This is a genomic window from Mitsuaria sp. MSU3D (assembly GCF_056867975.1).
In genome coordinates this window covers 4,083,130-4,098,412 of the sequence record NZ_CP200314.1, presented here as the reverse complement: position 1 = coordinate 4,098,412, position 15,283 = coordinate 4,083,130, and the positions used below count along the sequence as shown (strand labels likewise).

Below are 15,283 nucleotides of genomic sequence, written 5' to 3'. Positions count from 1 at the left end.
CGGCGAAGCCGGTCGGGGTGGTCAACGTTTATGCGCCGCCATCCATTGTTCGAGGTAATGGATGTCGGTGCCACCCTCGATGAACTTCGCATCGGCCATCAGCTCGCGGTGCAGCGGGATGTTGGTCTGGATACCTTCGATGACGGTCTCCGACAGCGCGATCCGCATGCGGGCCAGGGCCTGCTCGCGGGTGTCGCCGTGGACGATGATCTTGCCGATCATCGAGTCGTAGTTCGGCGGCACGAAGTAGTTGGTGTACGCATGCGAGTCCACGCGCACGCCCGGGCCGCCCGGCGGGTGCCACATCGTGATGCGGCCCGGCGACGGGATGAACTTGACCGGATCTTCCGCGTTGATGCGGCACTCGATCGAGTGGCCGCGCATCGTGATGTTGCGCTGCGTGAAGGGGAGCTTCTCGCCGGCGGCGATGCGGATCTGCATCTGCACGATGTCGATGCCGGTCACCAGCTCCGTCACGGGGTGCTCGACCTGCACGCGGGTGTTCATCTCGATGAAGTAGAACTCGCCGTCCTCGTACAGGAACTCGAAGGTGCCCGCGCCGCGGTAGCCCATCTTCTTGCACGCGGCGGCGCAGCGGTCGCCCACGCGCTCGATCAGGCGGCGCGGGATGCCGGGCGCCGGCGCTTCCTCGATGATCTTCTGGTGGCGGCGCTGCATCGAGCAGTCGCGTTCGCCCAGCCAGACGGCGTTCTTCTGCCCGTCGGCCAGCACCTGGATCTCCACGTGACGCGGATGCTCCAGGAACTTCTCCATGTAGACCTGCGGATTGCCGAAGGCCGCGGCCGCCTCGGCCTTGGTCATCTGCACCGCGTTGACCAGGGCGGCCTCGGTGTGGACGACACGCATGCCGCGTCCGCCGCCGCCGCCGGCCGCCTTGATGATGACCGGATAGCCGATCGCGCGGGCGATGCGGACGATCTCCTTCGGGTCATCCGGCAGGGCGCCCTCGGAGCCGGGCACGCAGGGCACGCCGGCCTTGATCATGGCCTGCTTGGCCGAGACCTTGTCGCCCATGGTCCGGATGTTCTCCGGGGTCGGGCCGATGAAGGTGAAGCCGCTACGTTCGACGCGTTCGGCGAAGTCGGCGTTCTCGGACAGGAAGCCGTAACCGGGGTGGATCGCCTCGGCGTCGGTGACTTCGGCCGTCGCGATGATGGCCGGCATCGACAGATAGCTCTGCGCGGACGGCGCGGGGCCGATGCAGACGGCCTCGTCGGCCAGCTTCACGTACTTCGCGTCGCGGTCCGCTTCCGAATACACGACGACCGACTTCACGCCCAGCTCGCGACATGCGCGCTGGATGCGCAACGCAATTTCGCCTCGATTGGCGATCAGGATCTTTTTAAACATCTGCGCCTCGGCTCAACTGCGTTGCCGCGCTGCGCGCGGACTGCGCTGTGGCTTCGCCGCAAGGCCTGCGGCCTTGTCCCCGCGATTCGCGATGAGGATCTTCTTGAACATCTCGGACCGCCTTACTCGATGACGATCAGCGACTGGCCGTATTCCACCGGCTGGCCGTTCTCGGCCAGGATCTTGACGATCGTGCCGGACTTGTCGGCCTCGATCTCGTTCATGATCTTCATCGCCTCGATGATGCAGATGGCGTCGCCTTCCTTGACCTGCTGGCCGATTTCGGCGAACGGCTTGGCATTCGGGCTGGACGCGCGGTAGAAGGTGCCGACCATCGGCGACTTCACGATGTGACCGGTCTCGACGGCCGGCGCCGGAGCGGCGACGGGCGCCGCGGCGGCGGCCGGCTGGGCCGCGACCGGCTGGGCGGCCGCCTGCGGCGCGGCCTGCATCACGGGCATGGCGGCCACGAGGGGCTGGCCATCGGACTTGACGATGCGCACCTTGCCATCGGCCTCGGTGATTTCAAGTTCAGAAATGTTCGACTCGGACACGAGGTCGATCAGGGTCTTGAGCTTGCGCAAATCCATAAGAACTCTCCAACGGGGATCGGTGATCGGTGGTGATCTTCGGTGATGTCTTCCGGTCCGCGACGGGGATCGACGGACCGCGGCGCTCAGGTGGACGAGGCTGGCCGGCTCAACTGCTGGATCGCGAACTGCAGCGCCAGCCGGTAACCGGTCGGGCCCAGGCCGCAGATCACGCCCTCCGCGAGCGCCGACAGGTAGCTGTGATGCCTGAACGGCTCGCGCTTGTGGATATTGGACAGGTGCACCTCGACGAACGGCAGCGCCACCGCCGCCAGCGCATCGCGGATCGCGACGCTGGTGTGGGTGTAGGCCGCCGGATTGATCAGGATGAAGCGCGTTCCATCGCGACCCGCCGCCTGAATGCGGTCCACCAGCGCACCTTCATGGTTGCTCTGATAGCTCTCCAGAGCTACGCCGGCTTCCTGCGCGATTTCGCGAAGATCTGTATCGATCTCCGCCAAAGTGGTCGCGCCATACACCCCAGGCTCGCGGGTGCCGAGCAGATTGAGGTTGGGGCCGTGTAGTACCAGGACTTGCATTCAGCGACCGGTCCCGCCAATTAGAGCGAAGACACTAGAAGCGTAAAAGGGTGGACTTTACGCGTTTTGAGACCAGATCCCGGCAGCAGCCCAAAAATAAAGAGCTTGACCGGCCCTGGGGCGGTCGCTATGGCTGCGGACCGCCGCTTCTAGGGGTTGACCCGGGGTCAGACTTTGCTGGCGCGCGCCATCGCGCGCAGTTCCTCAAGATTCGTCGCACCCAGTTTGCGCCAGATCGGTTCCCCTTGGATACCGAAGGCGACGGTAAATGGCAGACCGCCCTTGGCGTTGCCCAAGGTCTTCGAGAGATCAGTGCCGGTGAATCCCGCCAGCGCCACGGGGAACTTCAGCGGGATCTTCTCCAGGAATCCTCGCACCGGCGTCGGCGCGTCGACGGCCAGACCGAGCACCTGCCAACCCTGCGCGCTGAACTCGTCGTGGAATTGGTTGATCTCGGGCAGCTCCTTGACGCAGGGCGCGCACCACGTTGCCCAGAAGTTCAGCAGCAGCGGCTTGCCGCGCAAATGCGCGGCCGGCTGATAGGTCTGCTGATCGAGGGTGTCGAAGCTGGCATTCCAGAACGCCGCGGCTTCCGCCGACAACGGGCCGGACGGCGCGCCGCCTCCCGGGCCGCCTTTCGCCGCCTGCTTTTCATGATGCAGGGCGAGATACGTGCCCGCGCCAGCCGCCACCAGGCCAGCGGCGCCCAATCCCAGAACAGCGCGTCGTTGCATTCAGTCGTCCTTCGAATTCATCAGTTGGCGCAGCGCGCCGAGGTCGCCGCGTTCGGTCCGGCCACGGGCATCGGGCTTGAGCCCGCCGCGCAGGTCGTCATGGTCCAGGATGGTCAGGGCGATCGCGACGCGTTCGTTCAGCGCGCGACAGGGCGCGTCGAGGATCAGCTGGTCCACCGTCTCGCCCTTCGCATTGCGCGACTGGCCGACGTCGAAATCGATGCCCTGGTTCAGCAGCGCGATCTCCGCCGATTTGCTGTCATCGCAATACAGCTGCAGGTGGATGTGGGACAGCCGCGTCGCCGTGCCGCGCCAGACGGCGCCGGTCAGGTGCGGCCGGAACTCAGCCAAGCGCTCCATCCAGACGGCGGCCAGCTCTCGTAGCGCCTGCAACTCGGCGGGCTGGGTATCGGCGCAGAAGATGTCCAGATACTCGCGGACCTGGTCCTCGAGCTCATCGTTGTTGGGCAGCGCGGTCCGGGGCGGCAGCCCCAGCACCTTCAGCGCGCGGGACTTGGCGGGGCCGTATTCCAGGCCTTCCTCCACCACCAGCCGGGCGGCGGTGGCGGCAATCTCAATCGTCAGTTCGGATGTCATGGCGGTCTCCCGGCCCGGGGTGGGCGGTCCGGAGGGCGCGAACAAAAGCGCCTGAAAGGCGGTCAGGGTACCTCGACCGCGTTCATCCGGGCCTCGATGGTGCCAGCACGACCGAGCACGTAGGGCGAACCTGGGCGTTTCTCGAACCGCTTCGGCGCCGGAAGCATCACCGCCAACCGGGCGGCCTGGTTCGGCCCGAGCCGGGAGGCGTCGATGCGGTAGTAGTGACGCGCCGCCGCCTGGGCGCCGAACACGCCTTCGCCCCACTCGACGTTGTTCAGGTAGATCTCCAGGATGCGCTGCTTGCTGAGCATCGCCTCCAGCATCAGCGTCAGCACCAGTTCCTGACCCTTGCGCGCCAGGTTGCGCTCGGAATTCAGGAAGAGGTTCTTCGCCAACTGCTGCGAGATCGTCGACCCGCCGATGATCTTGGGAACGGGCGGCGGCTTGGCGGGATTGATCCTGGCGAGCCGTGCGGCGCGCTTGTCGGCCTGCTCCTGCGCACGCTGGTTCTTGTCCCAGGCCTTCTCGAGCGCGTCCCAGTCGACGCCACCGTGTTCGTTGAAGCCGGCGTCCTCGCTGGCGATCACGGCGCGCTTGAGGTTGCGGCTGATCAGGGCGTCGTCGACCCACTGCTGGGACCAGAGGATCTGATGCTTCTCGCGCAGCAGCCGCATCGCTTCGGAGCGCTGGAAGGTCGTCGACTGCGGCGACACGACCGCCATCAGCGCGATGCGCGCCGCGAAGAAGAGCTGCAGGCAGAGGACGCTGACCAGCAGCATCCCGGCGAAGCGCCAGAACTGTTTCATGCCTCGAGGCCTCAGTGGGAGACCAGCCGCTGGCGGAGGTCCGCGAGCACGGTCGCGCTGTCGGGGCGCACGCCGCGCCAGAGGAGGAAGGCTTCGGCAGCCTGCTCGACCAGCATGCCCAGGCCGTCGCGCGTCGCGCCGCCGGGGCCGGCTTGATCGGCCGCCCAATTCAGGAACGGCATCGCGGACGGGCCATACATCATGTCGACAGCCAGACCGCCGCGCGCGAGCACCAACGCCTCCGGATCGGGCAGCGGGAGGCCGGCGCCGCTGAGCGAGGCGCTGGTGCCATTGATCAGCACGTCGTGCCGGCCGTCGGGCGCGGCCTCGTCGAGGCCCCCGGCGCTCAGGCGCACGCCGTGCTCGGCGGCCCAGGCGCGATGGCTGTCGGCGAGCGCCAGAGCCTTGTCGGCGTTGCGGTTGATGATGCGGATCACCGCCGGTCGCCCGGTGATCAGACTGCCGAGCACGCCCGCCGACGCGCCGCCGGCGCCGATCAGCAGCACGCGCTGACCCTGCAGCGGACGCGCGGCATTGCGCTCGATGTCGGCGAGGAGACCGGCGCCGTCGGTGTTGTCGCCGAGCCAGCCGCCCGCCGACGCATCGTCGAAGCGGAAGGTGTTGACCGCGCCGGCCAGTTGCGCGCGCGGCGTCCTGCGTGCGGCCAACCGGAAGGCTTCGAACTTGAACGGCACGGTGACATTGCAGCCGCGACCGCCGGCGGCGACGAACGCACGGATCGACGCCTCGAAACCCTCGAGCGGGCAGAGCAGCCGCTCATAGACCAGCGACTGGCCGGTCTGCGCGGCGAAGGTGGCATGGATCTCGGGGGAACGGCTGTGCGCCACCGGATTGCCGGCGACCACGTAGCGGTCGACGCCGGCGCTCTCAGGGGAAGTCGGCTTGGAGGCCGGGCCGGAAGTCGATGCGGATGGATCAACGCTCATGACAGTTCCATGGAAACAGGACGACCGACGTGTTGACGCTCAGGACGGTTGGGAGCTGAGCGTCGTCTCCACGCTTTCATCGCGGTTGAACCGGAAGCGGAAGGTCATCACGAGGACCTCCGCGCCGCGCCGCATCTCCGACGTGAACTGCCCGAACGGCCCGCTCGCCCGCACGATGGCGACGGCGCGGCGGTCCAGCACCGCGTTGCCCGAGCCCTGGACGATTTCCGTCTCGACGACGCGGCCGCGGTAGTCGACCTGGATGTTCATCGTGAGCTCGCCGTAGAGCTTGCGGCCCTGGTAGCTGGGGAAGTCGCGCGTGCCGCGCGCCTCGATCCGACGACGCAGCTGGTCGTAATAGAGCGCATGCACGGTCTCGCGCGTGGCGGGACTCACATAGCGCTTCTTCGGCCTCGCGTTCTCGGTGTTCACGCGCTTCTCGATCTCGGCCAGCGTCTGGACCAACTGCCGGCGGTGTTCGGCGATCTGGCGGCCCTCGGCGGTGCTCTTCTCCCGCGCGGGATCCGGCGGCGGCAGCATGGCCAGCTGCCGGCGCAGCACGGTCAGCAGCTGTTCCTGCGCCTGCTGCAACTGCTGGATCTGGCTCTTCTGGAGCTCGATGCTGTCGCCGGTCTCCTCGATCGGCGAGGGCGCCAGCGGCGAGGTCGCCCGCACGTTGGCGGACATTTCGCCGCCGCCGGCCAGGTTGGCCTGCGCGAGCGCCTGGGCCTTGGACGGCGCTTCCTGGCCGCGCGCGTTGACGAGGATCACCTCGAGCGGCTCGTCCTGGAAGATCCGGTCGAACTGCTCCGGCGCGACCAGCTTCAACGTTCCCAGGCCCAGGTGCACCCCGGCCGAGGCGATCAGCGCGTAGTGCAAAAGGCTGAGCTTGGGCATCTTGAAATGGAAGGATCAGGAAGCGGCGGGCGCGGCCGCGGACGAGGTCGGCGCCGCGCCGTCGCCGCTCTTCGCGGTGTCGGAGCCGTCGTCGTTGACGTCGATCGCCAGCGTCAGCACGCCGCTGGGTTCCTCGTCCTCGTCGGCGCCTTCGTCGGCCTGGGCCGGGGCGGCCTCGGCGTCGAGGCGTTCGACCAGGTTGGCATGCAGATCCAGCGTCAGCTCATCGAGTCCCGTGATGCGCACCTTCACGTGCGCGTTGCGCGGCAGGCTTTCGCAGCCGAGCGCGCGGAACACCAGCGGCAGTTCGTCGGCGCGGACCAGGCCGTCCTTCAGCACGGACGCGGTCAGTTCGGTGATGCCCTGCTGCTGCAGATAACGCAGCGTCCAGTAGCGCTCGATGCCGGACTGGAAACCGTTGTACGCGCTGTACGCCGCGTCGAAGCCCGAGATGACCGAGAACAGCTGCGCGTCCTTCGGCTTGAACGGTGCGGCCAGCGCGGCCGTCTTGCCGTGGCGGGCGCACGCGATGATCTGCCACTGGTTCACCAGGTCGACATAACGGCGCAGCGGCGACGTCGCCCAGGTGTACTGCGCGACGCCCATGCCGGCGTGCGGCGCGGGCTTGGTGCCCATGCGGACCTTGATGCCGGGGGCGAGGCTGGCCTGGCTGCGGTAGATGCCGGGCACGCCGCACTCGGCGAGGAAGCCGCCCCAGCTGGAGTTGGCCAGGATCATCGCCTCGGCCACGATCAGGTCCAGCGCGGTGCCGCGCTTGCGCGTCGTGATGCTGACCTGCTCGGCGCCGGCGGGTTCGATCCCCTCGTTGTCGAGACGGAAGTTGTAGTCGGGCCGGTTGAAGGTCTCGGGCTTGCCGCGCACGACCTCGCGCTTGGCCTTGAGGTCCTTGGCGAGCCGGTAGGCGAAGGCCAGTTCCGGCGCGAAGTCGTAGTCGGCCGGCGCGTCGCCGGTCAGCGTCGCGTCGGTGATGACGTCGTCGAGCTTGTCGTGGCGCAGGTTGGCCGCGATGGGCACGCGGTCGAGCCTGGTCTCACGCGCGGTGATCTCCAGCGTCGCCTCGTCCATCGTCAGGTAGATGCTGACGGCGGGGCAGTCACGGCCCTCGATCAGCGTGTACGCCTGGACGACGTCGTCCGGCAGCATCGTCAGTTTCCAGCCCGGCATGTAGACGGTGGAGAAGCGCTCGCGGGCGACCTTGTCGACCGGCGAATCCGGCTGGATGGCAAGACCGGGCGCGGCGATGTGCACGCCGAAGATCACCGTGCCGGTGCCCAGGCCCTGGACGGACAGCGCGTCGTCGATCTCGGTCGTGGCCGAGTCGTCGATCGAGAAGGCGCGGACCGGAGCGAGCGGCAGCGTGTCCTTGATCTCGGGCGCGGACAGCGCGGGGAAGTTCGTGCCCTTCGGGAAATGCTCGAAGAGGAAGCGCTTCCAGTGGAACTGGTAGGGGCTGGCGATCGCGCCGGCGTCCTTGAGCAGGTCCAGCGGTGCCTTGTGGCTGCGCTTGGCGGCCTCGACGACGGCCTTGTACTCCGGGCCGTTCTTGTCGGGGCGGAACAGGATCTTGTAGATCTGGTCGGCGATCGGCGCCGGGCACTGGCCCTCGGCCAGTTCGGCGGCCCACTGCTCGATCTGCGCGGCGATCTGCTTCTTGCGCTCGATGCCGAGCAGGGCGGCCTTGACGGTCTCGGCCGGCGCCTTCTTGAACTGGCCCTTGCCCATGCGGCGGAAGTAGTGCGGCGCCTCGAACAGCCGGAACAGCGCGCCGGCCTGCTGGGCGAGCGTGGACTTGGCGTCGAAGTAGTCGCGGGCGAGGTCGGCGAAACCGAACTCACCTTCCGGCGCGAACTCCCAGGCCAGATCGAGGTCGATCTCCTCGGCCAGACGCTGTCCGTCCGCGATCAGTTCGGCCGGGGAGGGCTTGTCGAACTTGAGCAGGACATGGGCGGTCTTCACTTTGACGCGCTTCCCGGATTCGAGCTCGATCTGCATCGAGGAATCGGCTTCGGACAGGATGCGGCCGGCGAGGAATTTTCCGGCGTCTTCGAACAGGGCAAACATAGAGGGCGGATTGTCGCTGATCGTGGAGGGGGTGCCGGGTGGGTGCGCGTGGGGGGCGTGTCAATTCGTTGTCAACACGCGGTCACGCCACCGACGCAGACTCGCCGCGCACTCCGCGCGCCCATGCCCCCACGCTTCCACACCCTCATCGCCGCCCAGTTCTTTTCCGCCCTGGCCGACAACGCGCTCCTGATCGTCGGCATCGCGCTGCTGCGCGAGATGGGGCAGCCGGTCTGGTGGGCGCCGCTGCTGAAGCTGTGCTTCACGCTGGCCTACGTGGGGCTGGCGCCGGTGGTCGGGCTGATCGCCGACGCCTGGCCCAAGGTCGCGCTGATGACCTGCATGAATGGCCTGAAGGCGATCGGCGTCGGCGCGATGGCGGCGGGGCTGGATCCGCTGCTCGCGTTCGGGATCGTCGGCACCGCCGCCGCCTGCTACGCGCCGGCGAAGTACGGGTTGATCACCGAGATCGTGCCGCCGACGCGGCTCGTGGCGGCGAACGGCTGGATCGAGGTCTCGGTCGTGTGCTCCGTGCTGCTGGGCACGATGGTCGGCGGGCTGCTGGTCAGCCCCTGGTGGATGGCGGCGATCGGGGAACTGGGCGTCGCCCGGCCACTGACGGCGTCGCTCTGCGCGCTTCTGGGGGTCTATGCGCTGGCCGCGGCGCTGCAGCTCTGGGTGCCGGAGAGCGGCATCGTCTATCCGAAGCCGCCACGCCGCCTGCGCGAGATCCTGCGTGATTTCCGGACCTCGAACCGGGCCTTGTGGCGCGATCGCTTGGGCGGGCGGCTGTCGCTGTCGATGACGACGCTGTTCTGGGGCGCGGGTGCGACTCTGCAGCTGGCGGTCCTCCAATGGGCGCAGGACGTGCTGGGCTTGCGGCTCAACCAGGGCGCCTACCTGCAGGCGACGGTGGCGATCGGCGTCGTCGCGGGGGCAGGTCTTGCGGGACGATGGATCGCGCTGCACCACTCGTTGCGAGTCATGCCGCTCGGTCTGATGCTGGGCGCGCTGATGCTGGCGACGCCGTGGGTGACTTCCTTGGGTTGGGCCTTGCCGGCGATGGTGATGGTCGGCGCGGTCGGGGGAGCCATGGTCGTGCCGATGAATGCACTGCTGCAGCACCGTGGCGTGCAGATCCTGAGCGCCGGCCGGTCGATCGCCGTGCAGGGGTTCAACGAGAACCTGAGCATCCTCCTGATGCTCGGCGTCTACGCACTGCTGCAGGCCATGGGCGTACCGCTGGTCTGGCTGATGAGCGGACTCGGCGTCGTCGTGTTCACGGGCGTGCTGATCTTGATGATCCGCCGTCGTGCGCGGCGTGAAACCCCGTCCGACGACGTTGTGGAAGGTGGGATCGCCGGTTGAGTCGGTGGAGCGGGACGAAGAGCGCCCGGGGCCGGCGGCGTCGTCCGCCTTGGGGCGCCAACTCGCGACGCTCACCTGCGGTTCGCTCTGCTCAAACAGACGGCGCCCAGTCAGATGGGGAAGGCGGACAACGCCGCCGGCCCCGGGCGCCCTTCGTCAGCAGCGAGCGGTTCAGTGCGCGCGGGCTTCGAGACCAGAGAGGTGGGAGCCGGCGCGCAGCGCCACGGAAGTGCCGTCGATCGCGGAGGCGTAGACCTGCTCGATGCCCTGAACGATGCCGTCCCAGTCGAGCGATTCCGCGCTGCCACGTGCCGCGAGGCTCATGGCGCGGAGCCTTGGCAGGTCGTCCAGCAGTGCCAGCGTGCGCGTCTGGAAGCTCGTGGGATCGTTGAACGGCGCAAGCCCGCCGTTGATGCCGTCGCGCACGAGCAATGCCGCCGCGGCGTACTGGTAGGCCATCACCGGCAGGCCGCTGGCCAGCGCCTCTGGCGTGACGTTGCCGTAGGTCTCGGTGATGCTGGGGAAGGCGAACAGGTCGCCGCTGGCGTAGCAGGCGGCGAGGTCCTCGCCGTGTTTCATGCCGGCGAAGACGACGTTGGACGACGGCGGCAGGAGTTGCTGGAAGTCGGCTCGCGCCGGTCCGTCGCCGACCAGCACGAGTCGCGCGCGCGGATGGCGCTGACGGACTGCCGGCCAGAGATCGACGAGCAACTGGAGATTCTTCTCCGCGGCGAGCCGGCCGACGTGCAGCACCACGGGATCGCCGGGCGCTGCGCCCCAGCTGTCGCGCAGCGCGTCGCTGCGGCGCGAGGGGTGGAAGAGCTGCGTGTCGACGCCGCGCGCGATGACGCTGACGTGGCGGAAGCCTTGCGCCATCAGTTCGCCGGCGAGGGCGGCGTTGGGCACCATCGTCGAGTGGCAGCGGTTGTGGAACTTGCGCAGATAGGCGAGCAGCGGCCGGCGCAGCCAGCCGATGCCGTAATGCTGGGCGTAGGCGTGGAAGTTGGTGCGGAACTCCGACACCACGGGCAGCTTGAGCTGCCGCGCGGCCTGGAGCGCGGACCAGCCCATCGGACCTTCGGTCGCGATGTGGACGATGTCGGGGCGCTTGCTGGCCCACAGGTTGACCAGCGTGCGCTTGGACACGACGCCCATGCGAAGGTGCGGGTAGCGCGGCACGGCCAGGCCGCGCATCAGCACCTCGTCGACGGGCGCGTCGGGCACCGGCGGCGTGCCGGCGGGCGCCTGTCGGGGGCGCAGCAGCTGCACCGCGTGGTCGCGGGCCTGGAGGCCCTGGACGACGCAGGCGATGCTGCGCGCCACGCCGTTGACCTCGGGCGGATAGGTCTCCGTCACGACCGCGACGCGGAAATGCCGCTGACGCGTGGGGAGCTCGTCGACTTCGAGTTCGATCGGCGGTGTCGTCATGGCGCGGATGATGGGTCGCGAACGCAACAGTTCTGTGACGGTCCTGTCCGTCACGCGCCTGACACGGCCGATCGACACAGTCGCCACGCGTCCGTCATCGATGCATCACCGGGCCATCACGGCACTGACATCGACCGGCGTCACGCTCACCGCTCATTTCAAGGACGAGGCCCCCATGAAGGACTTTCTGGCACTTCTGAATGAACAGCGTTGGGACGACCACCGCTACTACCACCATTGCCGCATCAACCAGTCGCTGCATCTGCTGAGCGCCTGCTGCTTCGTGGTCGCCTACGGGCTGTTGCTGGTCGATCCCGCGTGGTCGGCGCTGCTGGCGTGGGGCGTGTCGATGACCAGCCGCCAGGCCGGCCATTTCTTCTTCGAGCCCAAGGGCTACGACCACGTCAACCAGGCGACGCACGAGCACAAGGAAGAGATCAAGATCGGCTACAACCTGCGCCGCAAGGTCGTGCTGATGGCGCTGTGGGCCGCCTCGCCGGTCGCGCTGTGGCTGCAGCCGGGCCTGTTCGGCCTGTTCGCGCCGGCCGCCAGCTTCACCGAGTACCTGCATCAGCTCGGCCTCGTGTGGTTCTGGCTGGGCGTCGGCGGTCTGGTGTTCCGCGTCCTGCAGCTGGCGGTGATCCGCGACCTGCGCACCGGGCTGGCCTGGGCGACGAAGATCATCACGGACCCCTTCCACGACATCCAGCTCTATCACCGGGCACCGTTGCAACTGTTGCGCGGTGAGCGGCTGGATCCCGCGTTGTGGCCGCGCGACGATGGGCACAATGCCGGGAACGGCGAACAGGCGGCCTGATCCACCAGGGATGACACGTGCCGCGATCCTCCTTGCGGGGATCGCGCACAGATGCGGGACCGGCCGGTTCGCCGGAAGAAGGAGTTCCCGCATGTGTGGAGTTGAACGGCGCCTTCGGGCGCCGATGTCGTTGGCGGTGGTCCTTGCGACCGCGGCCGCCGTGCTGGCCGGCTGCGCCAGTCCGATGCCGAACACCGGCAACCAGCGGGTCACGGGCGGTCCGATCGTCTTCACGAAGGTGGGTCACGGCGAGCCGACGGTCGTCCTGCAATCGGGGCTCGGCGATGGTCGTGATCCGTGGTCGATGGTGCTGAACGAGCTGCGTGCCGACCACAGCGTGTTCGCCTACGACCGCCCCGGCTACGGCGACAGCACGGCCACGCCGCCGGTGCCGCGCAATCCCTGCGGGATCGCGACCGAACTGCACGGACTGCTGCAGAGCGCCGGCATCAAGCCGCCGTACGTGCTGGTCGGCCATTCGATCGGCGGGCTGTACCAGTACGCGTTCTCGCGGTTGTATCCGGACGAGGTGGCGGGCATCGTGCTCGTCGATGCGACGCATCCGCTGCACCTGCGACGCATGCAGGTCGAGGTACCGGTGATGGCCAACATGCTGGACAGCATGAGCCGGCGGGTGTTCCGGGGCATGATGCAGGCGGAGTTCCTGCAGCAGCAGGACTGCATCGACACGCTGTGGCAGAAGCCGCGGCCGAACGTGCCGGTGCGGGTGTTGACGCGCACGGTCTATTCGCCGACGGAAATGGCGAGCGGGTTCGAGACGATGGTGCACAACCTGGAGCCGAACTGGCTGCCGCTGGTCGGCGGCAAGGAACTTCAGCCGGTCGAGGGATCGGGTCACTACATCCAGCGGGACAAGCCGGAGGTCGTCGTGAAGGCGATCGAGGAGGTGGTCAAGGAGGCGCGGGAGCGCGCTCGTCCTTCCCCGGAAACAGCCCTCGGATCACTCCCAGGAACGCCGCCAGCACGCTGAAAGGAAGCGCAGGGCCAGTCGCGCCGTGGAGAAAGGTGTCCTGGAAGAGCGGGATGCCCTTCTTCTTGAGGCGCCAGGCCTGCGCGAAGAACATGAGCTTCTGAAGCTTCATCGAGTTCAGATCGCGCAGACGACCGTCGAGCGCGCGCCCGATGAAGGCGTTGGCAACGCAAAAGGTGGAATACATGTGACAACTCCCAATGGCATACGCAAATGCGCATGCAAGGCGGAGCAGTCTAGGAATCGCGCGGCGCCCAGGACAACGGGGCGCTCTGACATTCGTCAATGAAGGTCGAGGCGCCCCGCCTTGTGGGGAGTCATTGGGGAGTCATGGGGGATTCGCGGGGGATGCCTGCCGCCCCTGGTCGATGGCTGACTCGCCGTGATCGTCAGCTGTGCAGCCCGAGCGTCTCCATCAGCAGCCGGCGCTTGATCGCCTTGTTGGTCGGCAGCGCCGGGTTGCTCCACCAGCCGCCGTCGCGCATCGCACGGGCCGCGGCGACGATGCGTCGCTGGACTTCGTCGAAGTCCGCGTCGCTGAAGTCCAGGCTGAAGATGAGCCGGCCCGTGCCGACCCAGCTCAGTGCCAGGCCTTGCTCGCGCAGGAAGTACTGCAGCATCCAGTTGTAGCGCGAGGGCTCCGTGTAATAGAGCGTCCAGATCGACGACATGTTGGCCGCGCGCAGCGGCAGCTGTTCTGCCTCGAGCGCCGCGTTCAACCGCGCGCGCCGGCCATCCTGCTGCTCGTCCTGTTCATCGAGCTGACGCAGGCGGTCGGGGTCCTCCAGCGCGTCGAGGAACACCGACATCGCGCCCATCACGTACGGATGCGTGTTGAAGGTGCCGCGCGCGAAGCAGACATCGGCGGGACGTTCGTCGCGGAAGCGCTTCATCCACGCCGCGCGGCCGCAGACCACGCCGACCGGCAGGCCGCCGCCCAGCGTCTTGCCGTAGGTCACCAGGTCCGCCTGCACGCCGAAGTAGGCCTGCGCGCCACCCGCGCCGAGGCGGAAACCCATGAACACCTCGTCGAAGATGAGCGCGATGCCGCGCTCGGTGCAGACCTGCCGCAGCTCGCGCAGCCAGGCGGCATAGGCGGCCTTGTCGTAGGACGCGCGGCGGGAGCTGTCGACCAGCGAGCCGTCGCCCGGCGCCGGCTTGTTGGGATGCAGCGCCTGCAGCGGATTCACCAGCACGCAGGCGATGTCGCGCCGCGTGCGCAGCACCTGCAGGCTGCGTTCATGCATGTCGCGCAGCGTGTAGGTGCGCTCGGCGGGCAAGGGATTGCCGGGACCCGGCTGCGCCTCGTCCCACCAGCCGTGGTACGCGCCGCAGAAGCGCACCAGGTGCGTTTTCCCCGTGTGGTACCGCGCCAGCCGCACCGCCTGCATCACCGCCTCGGTGCCGGACATGTGGAAGGAGAGCTGGTCCATCCGCGCGTGCGACAGGATGCGGCGCACGTTGTCCTCGACCAGCGGGTGATAGACGCCGAGCACCGGTCCCAGCGCGTCCACGCGCGCCGCGCCCTCGGCGATGCAGCGCTGATAGAACGCGTAGCCGAACAGGTTCACGCCGTAGCTCCCGGCCAGGTCGATGAAGCGCTCGCCGTCGAAGTCGGTCAGCCAGTGGCCGTCGCTGGCGACCATCACCGGCCCCAGCGGCAGCTCGCGCTGCACGAGCGGGCTGAACGACGGCGGTACCCGATAGCTGCTGGTGAACTGCAGGTCGGGGAGCGACGGCTTCATCGACTGCGTCGCGGCGATGCTGCGCGCGTGGCGCGTCTTCAGCGTGTGCGACAGCGCGGCGAAGCTGGACCGCCGCGTCGCGACGATGTCGGCCGGCGCGTCGTCGGCGTTGAAGAAGTGCGCGTCGTCGAAGCGCTGCGTCGGCATCAGGCGCGCCAGCCGCACCGCCATGCGCGAGTGACCCGCCAGCGATGGATGCTTCGCGCGGGAGAGCTGCAGGCGTCGCCAGCCGGTCGGCGCGTAGTACAGCGCCAACAGTCCCGCCGCCGCCGCGGCGACGGGCAACAGGTCAAAGGTGAAGAACGTCGTCGACATGGGCATGGGCCTCCGGAGCCTCGTTCAGCTGTCACACAGCGTTGGCAAATTAC

15 protein-coding genes are annotated in these 15,283 nt (G+C 68.0%); 3 read left to right on the top strand and 12 right to left on the bottom strand.

The window, feature by feature from the left end; all coding sequences use genetic code 11:
- Nucleotides 1-21: 21 nt before the first annotated feature.
- The 9 genes from accC to AC1VNM_RS18025 form a co-directional block, all read right to left on the bottom strand.
- A complete protein-coding gene (gene accC, locus AC1VNM_RS18065) occupies nucleotides 22-1,371 on the bottom strand; it encodes an acetyl-CoA carboxylase biotin carboxylase subunit (protein ID WP_088406404.1) in 1,350 nt (449 codons plus the stop codon).
- Between the two features lie 122 nt (nucleotides 1,372-1,493).
- Nucleotides 1,494-1,961 (bottom strand): acetyl-CoA carboxylase biotin carboxyl carrier protein, encoded by a 468-nt coding sequence (accB, locus tag AC1VNM_RS18060; protein WP_483107833.1) that lies wholly within the window; start codon nucleotides 1,959-1,961, stop codon nucleotides 1,494-1,496.
- An 86-nt stretch (nucleotides 1,962-2,047) separates the two neighbouring features.
- Complete coding sequence (gene aroQ, locus AC1VNM_RS18055; protein ID WP_483107832.1) at nucleotides 2,048-2,500, bottom strand: type II 3-dehydroquinate dehydratase; 453 nt, start codon at nucleotides 2,498-2,500, stop codon at nucleotides 2,048-2,050.
- 167 nt (nucleotides 2,501-2,667) lie between these two features.
- Nucleotides 2,668-3,234 carry a TlpA family protein disulfide reductase gene (locus tag AC1VNM_RS18050; protein WP_483107831.1) on the bottom strand — a complete coding sequence of 189 codons (567 nt, stop codon included), beginning with the start codon at nucleotides 3,232-3,234 and terminating at the stop codon, nucleotides 2,668-2,670.
- On the bottom strand, nucleotides 3,235-3,831 hold the full coding sequence (locus tag AC1VNM_RS18045; RefSeq protein ID WP_377160217.1) for a hypothetical protein: 597 nt from the start codon (nucleotides 3,829-3,831) through the stop codon (nucleotides 3,235-3,237).
- 62 nt (nucleotides 3,832-3,893) lie between these two features.
- Nucleotides 3,894-4,640: a transglycosylase domain-containing protein gene (locus tag AC1VNM_RS18040; protein ID WP_483107830.1), complete on the bottom strand. Its 747-nt coding sequence runs from the start codon at nucleotides 4,638-4,640 to the stop codon at nucleotides 3,894-3,896.
- A gap of 11 nt (nucleotides 4,641-4,651) precedes the next feature.
- Nucleotides 4,652-5,587: a shikimate dehydrogenase gene (gene aroE, locus AC1VNM_RS18035; RefSeq protein ID WP_377160221.1), complete on the bottom strand. Its 936-nt coding sequence runs from the start codon at nucleotides 5,585-5,587 to the stop codon at nucleotides 4,652-4,654.
- A 39-nt stretch (nucleotides 5,588-5,626) separates the two neighbouring features.
- On the bottom strand, nucleotides 5,627-6,484 hold the full coding sequence (locus AC1VNM_RS18030) for an energy transducer TonB (RefSeq protein WP_483107829.1): 858 nt from the start codon (nucleotides 6,482-6,484) through the stop codon (nucleotides 5,627-5,629).
- Between the two features lie 15 nt (nucleotides 6,485-6,499).
- A complete protein-coding gene (locus tag AC1VNM_RS18025) occupies nucleotides 6,500-8,566 on the bottom strand; it encodes a ribonuclease catalytic domain-containing protein (RefSeq protein WP_483107828.1) in 2,067 nt (688 codons plus the stop codon).
- 123 nt (nucleotides 8,567-8,689) lie between these two features.
- On the opposite strand from AC1VNM_RS18025, the gene lplT reads away from it, so the two are divergent.
- Nucleotides 8,690-9,934 (top strand): lysophospholipid transporter LplT, encoded by a 1,245-nt coding sequence (gene lplT, locus AC1VNM_RS18020; RefSeq protein ID WP_483107827.1) that lies wholly within the window; start codon nucleotides 8,690-8,692, stop codon nucleotides 9,932-9,934.
- Nucleotides 9,935-10,105: 171 nt separating this feature from the next.
- Here the strand turns inward: lplT and AC1VNM_RS18015 are convergent, their stop codons facing one another.
- Nucleotides 10,106-11,362 (bottom strand): glycosyltransferase family 4 protein, encoded by a 1,257-nt coding sequence (locus AC1VNM_RS18015; RefSeq protein ID WP_377160225.1) that lies wholly within the window; start codon nucleotides 11,360-11,362, stop codon nucleotides 10,106-10,108.
- A gap of 175 nt (nucleotides 11,363-11,537) precedes the next feature.
- On the opposite strand from AC1VNM_RS18015, the gene AC1VNM_RS18010 reads away from it, so the two are divergent.
- Both AC1VNM_RS18010 and AC1VNM_RS18005 read left to right on the top strand, forming a co-directional pair.
- Entirely contained in the window at nucleotides 11,538-12,179 is a 642-nt protein-coding gene (locus tag AC1VNM_RS18010) for a hypothetical protein (protein WP_377160227.1), read from the top strand.
- Nucleotides 12,180-12,270: 91 nt separating this feature from the next.
- A complete protein-coding gene (locus AC1VNM_RS18005) occupies nucleotides 12,271-13,170 on the top strand; it encodes an alpha/beta fold hydrolase (RefSeq protein ID WP_483107826.1) in 900 nt (299 codons plus the stop codon).
- On the opposite strand, the gene AC1VNM_RS18000 is transcribed toward AC1VNM_RS18005, so the two are convergent.
- Together AC1VNM_RS18000 and AC1VNM_RS17995 are read right to left on the bottom strand one after the other, a co-directional pair.
- The gene (locus tag AC1VNM_RS18000) at nucleotides 13,091-13,264 is read right to left on the bottom strand and encodes a hypothetical protein (protein WP_483109300.1); all 174 of its coding nucleotides are present in this window, start codon (nucleotides 13,262-13,264) and stop codon (nucleotides 13,091-13,093) included. The genes AC1VNM_RS18005 and AC1VNM_RS18000 overlap by 80 nt on opposite strands.
- Before the next feature lie 295 nt (nucleotides 13,265-13,559).
- Nucleotides 13,560-15,230, bottom strand: a complete 1,671-nt coding sequence (locus AC1VNM_RS17995) for an aminotransferase class III-fold pyridoxal phosphate-dependent enzyme (RefSeq protein WP_483107825.1) — start codon at nucleotides 15,228-15,230, stop codon at nucleotides 13,560-13,562.
- Between the last annotated feature and the right edge of the window lie 53 nt (nucleotides 15,231-15,283).

What these genes read in the sequence shown, in the direction of transcription:
- accC (WP_088406404.1), bottom strand. Translation starts at nt 1,371, where the DNA reads ATGTTTAAAAAGATCCTGATCGCCAATCGAGGCGAAATTGCGTTGCGC.
- accB (WP_483107833.1), bottom strand. Translation starts at nt 1,961, where the DNA reads ATGGATTTGCGCAAGCTCAAGACCCTGATCGACCTCGTGTCCGAGTCG.
- aroQ (WP_483107832.1), bottom strand. Translation starts at nt 2,500, where the DNA reads ATGCAAGTCCTGGTACTACACGGCCCCAACCTCAATCTGCTCGGCACC.
- AC1VNM_RS18050 (WP_483107831.1), bottom strand. Translation starts at nt 3,234, where the DNA reads ATGCAACGACGCGCTGTTCTGGGATTGGGCGCCGCTGGCCTGGTGGCG.
- AC1VNM_RS18045 (WP_377160217.1), bottom strand. Translation starts at nt 3,831, where the DNA reads ATGACATCCGAACTGACGATTGAGATTGCCGCCACCGCCGCCCGGCTG.
- AC1VNM_RS18040 (WP_483107830.1), bottom strand. Translation starts at nt 4,640, where the DNA reads ATGAAACAGTTCTGGCGCTTCGCCGGGATGCTGCTGGTCAGCGTCCTC.
- aroE (WP_377160221.1), bottom strand. Translation starts at nt 5,587, where the DNA reads ATGAGCGTTGATCCATCCGCATCGACTTCCGGCCCGGCCTCCAAGCCG.
- AC1VNM_RS18030 (WP_483107829.1), bottom strand. Translation starts at nt 6,484, where the DNA reads ATGCCCAAGCTCAGCCTTTTGCACTACGCGCTGATCGCCTCGGCCGGG.
- AC1VNM_RS18025 (WP_483107828.1), bottom strand. Translation starts at nt 8,566, where the DNA reads ATGTTTGCCCTGTTCGAAGACGCCGGAAAATTCCTCGCCGGCCGCATC.
- lplT (WP_483107827.1), top strand. Translation starts at nt 8,690, where the DNA reads ATGCCCCCACGCTTCCACACCCTCATCGCCGCCCAGTTCTTTTCCGCC.
- AC1VNM_RS18015 (WP_377160225.1), bottom strand. Translation starts at nt 11,362, where the DNA reads ATGACGACACCGCCGATCGAACTCGAAGTCGACGAGCTCCCCACGCGT.
- AC1VNM_RS18010 (WP_377160227.1), top strand. Translation starts at nt 11,538, where the DNA reads ATGAAGGACTTTCTGGCACTTCTGAATGAACAGCGTTGGGACGACCAC.
- AC1VNM_RS18005 (WP_483107826.1), top strand. Translation starts at nt 12,271, where the DNA reads ATGTGTGGAGTTGAACGGCGCCTTCGGGCGCCGATGTCGTTGGCGGTG.
- AC1VNM_RS18000 (WP_483109300.1), bottom strand. Translation starts at nt 13,264, where the DNA reads ATGTTCTTCGCGCAGGCCTGGCGCCTCAAGAAGAAGGGCATCCCGCTC.
- AC1VNM_RS17995 (WP_483107825.1), bottom strand. Translation starts at nt 15,230, where the DNA reads ATGTCGACGACGTTCTTCACCTTTGACCTGTTGCCCGTCGCCGCGGCG.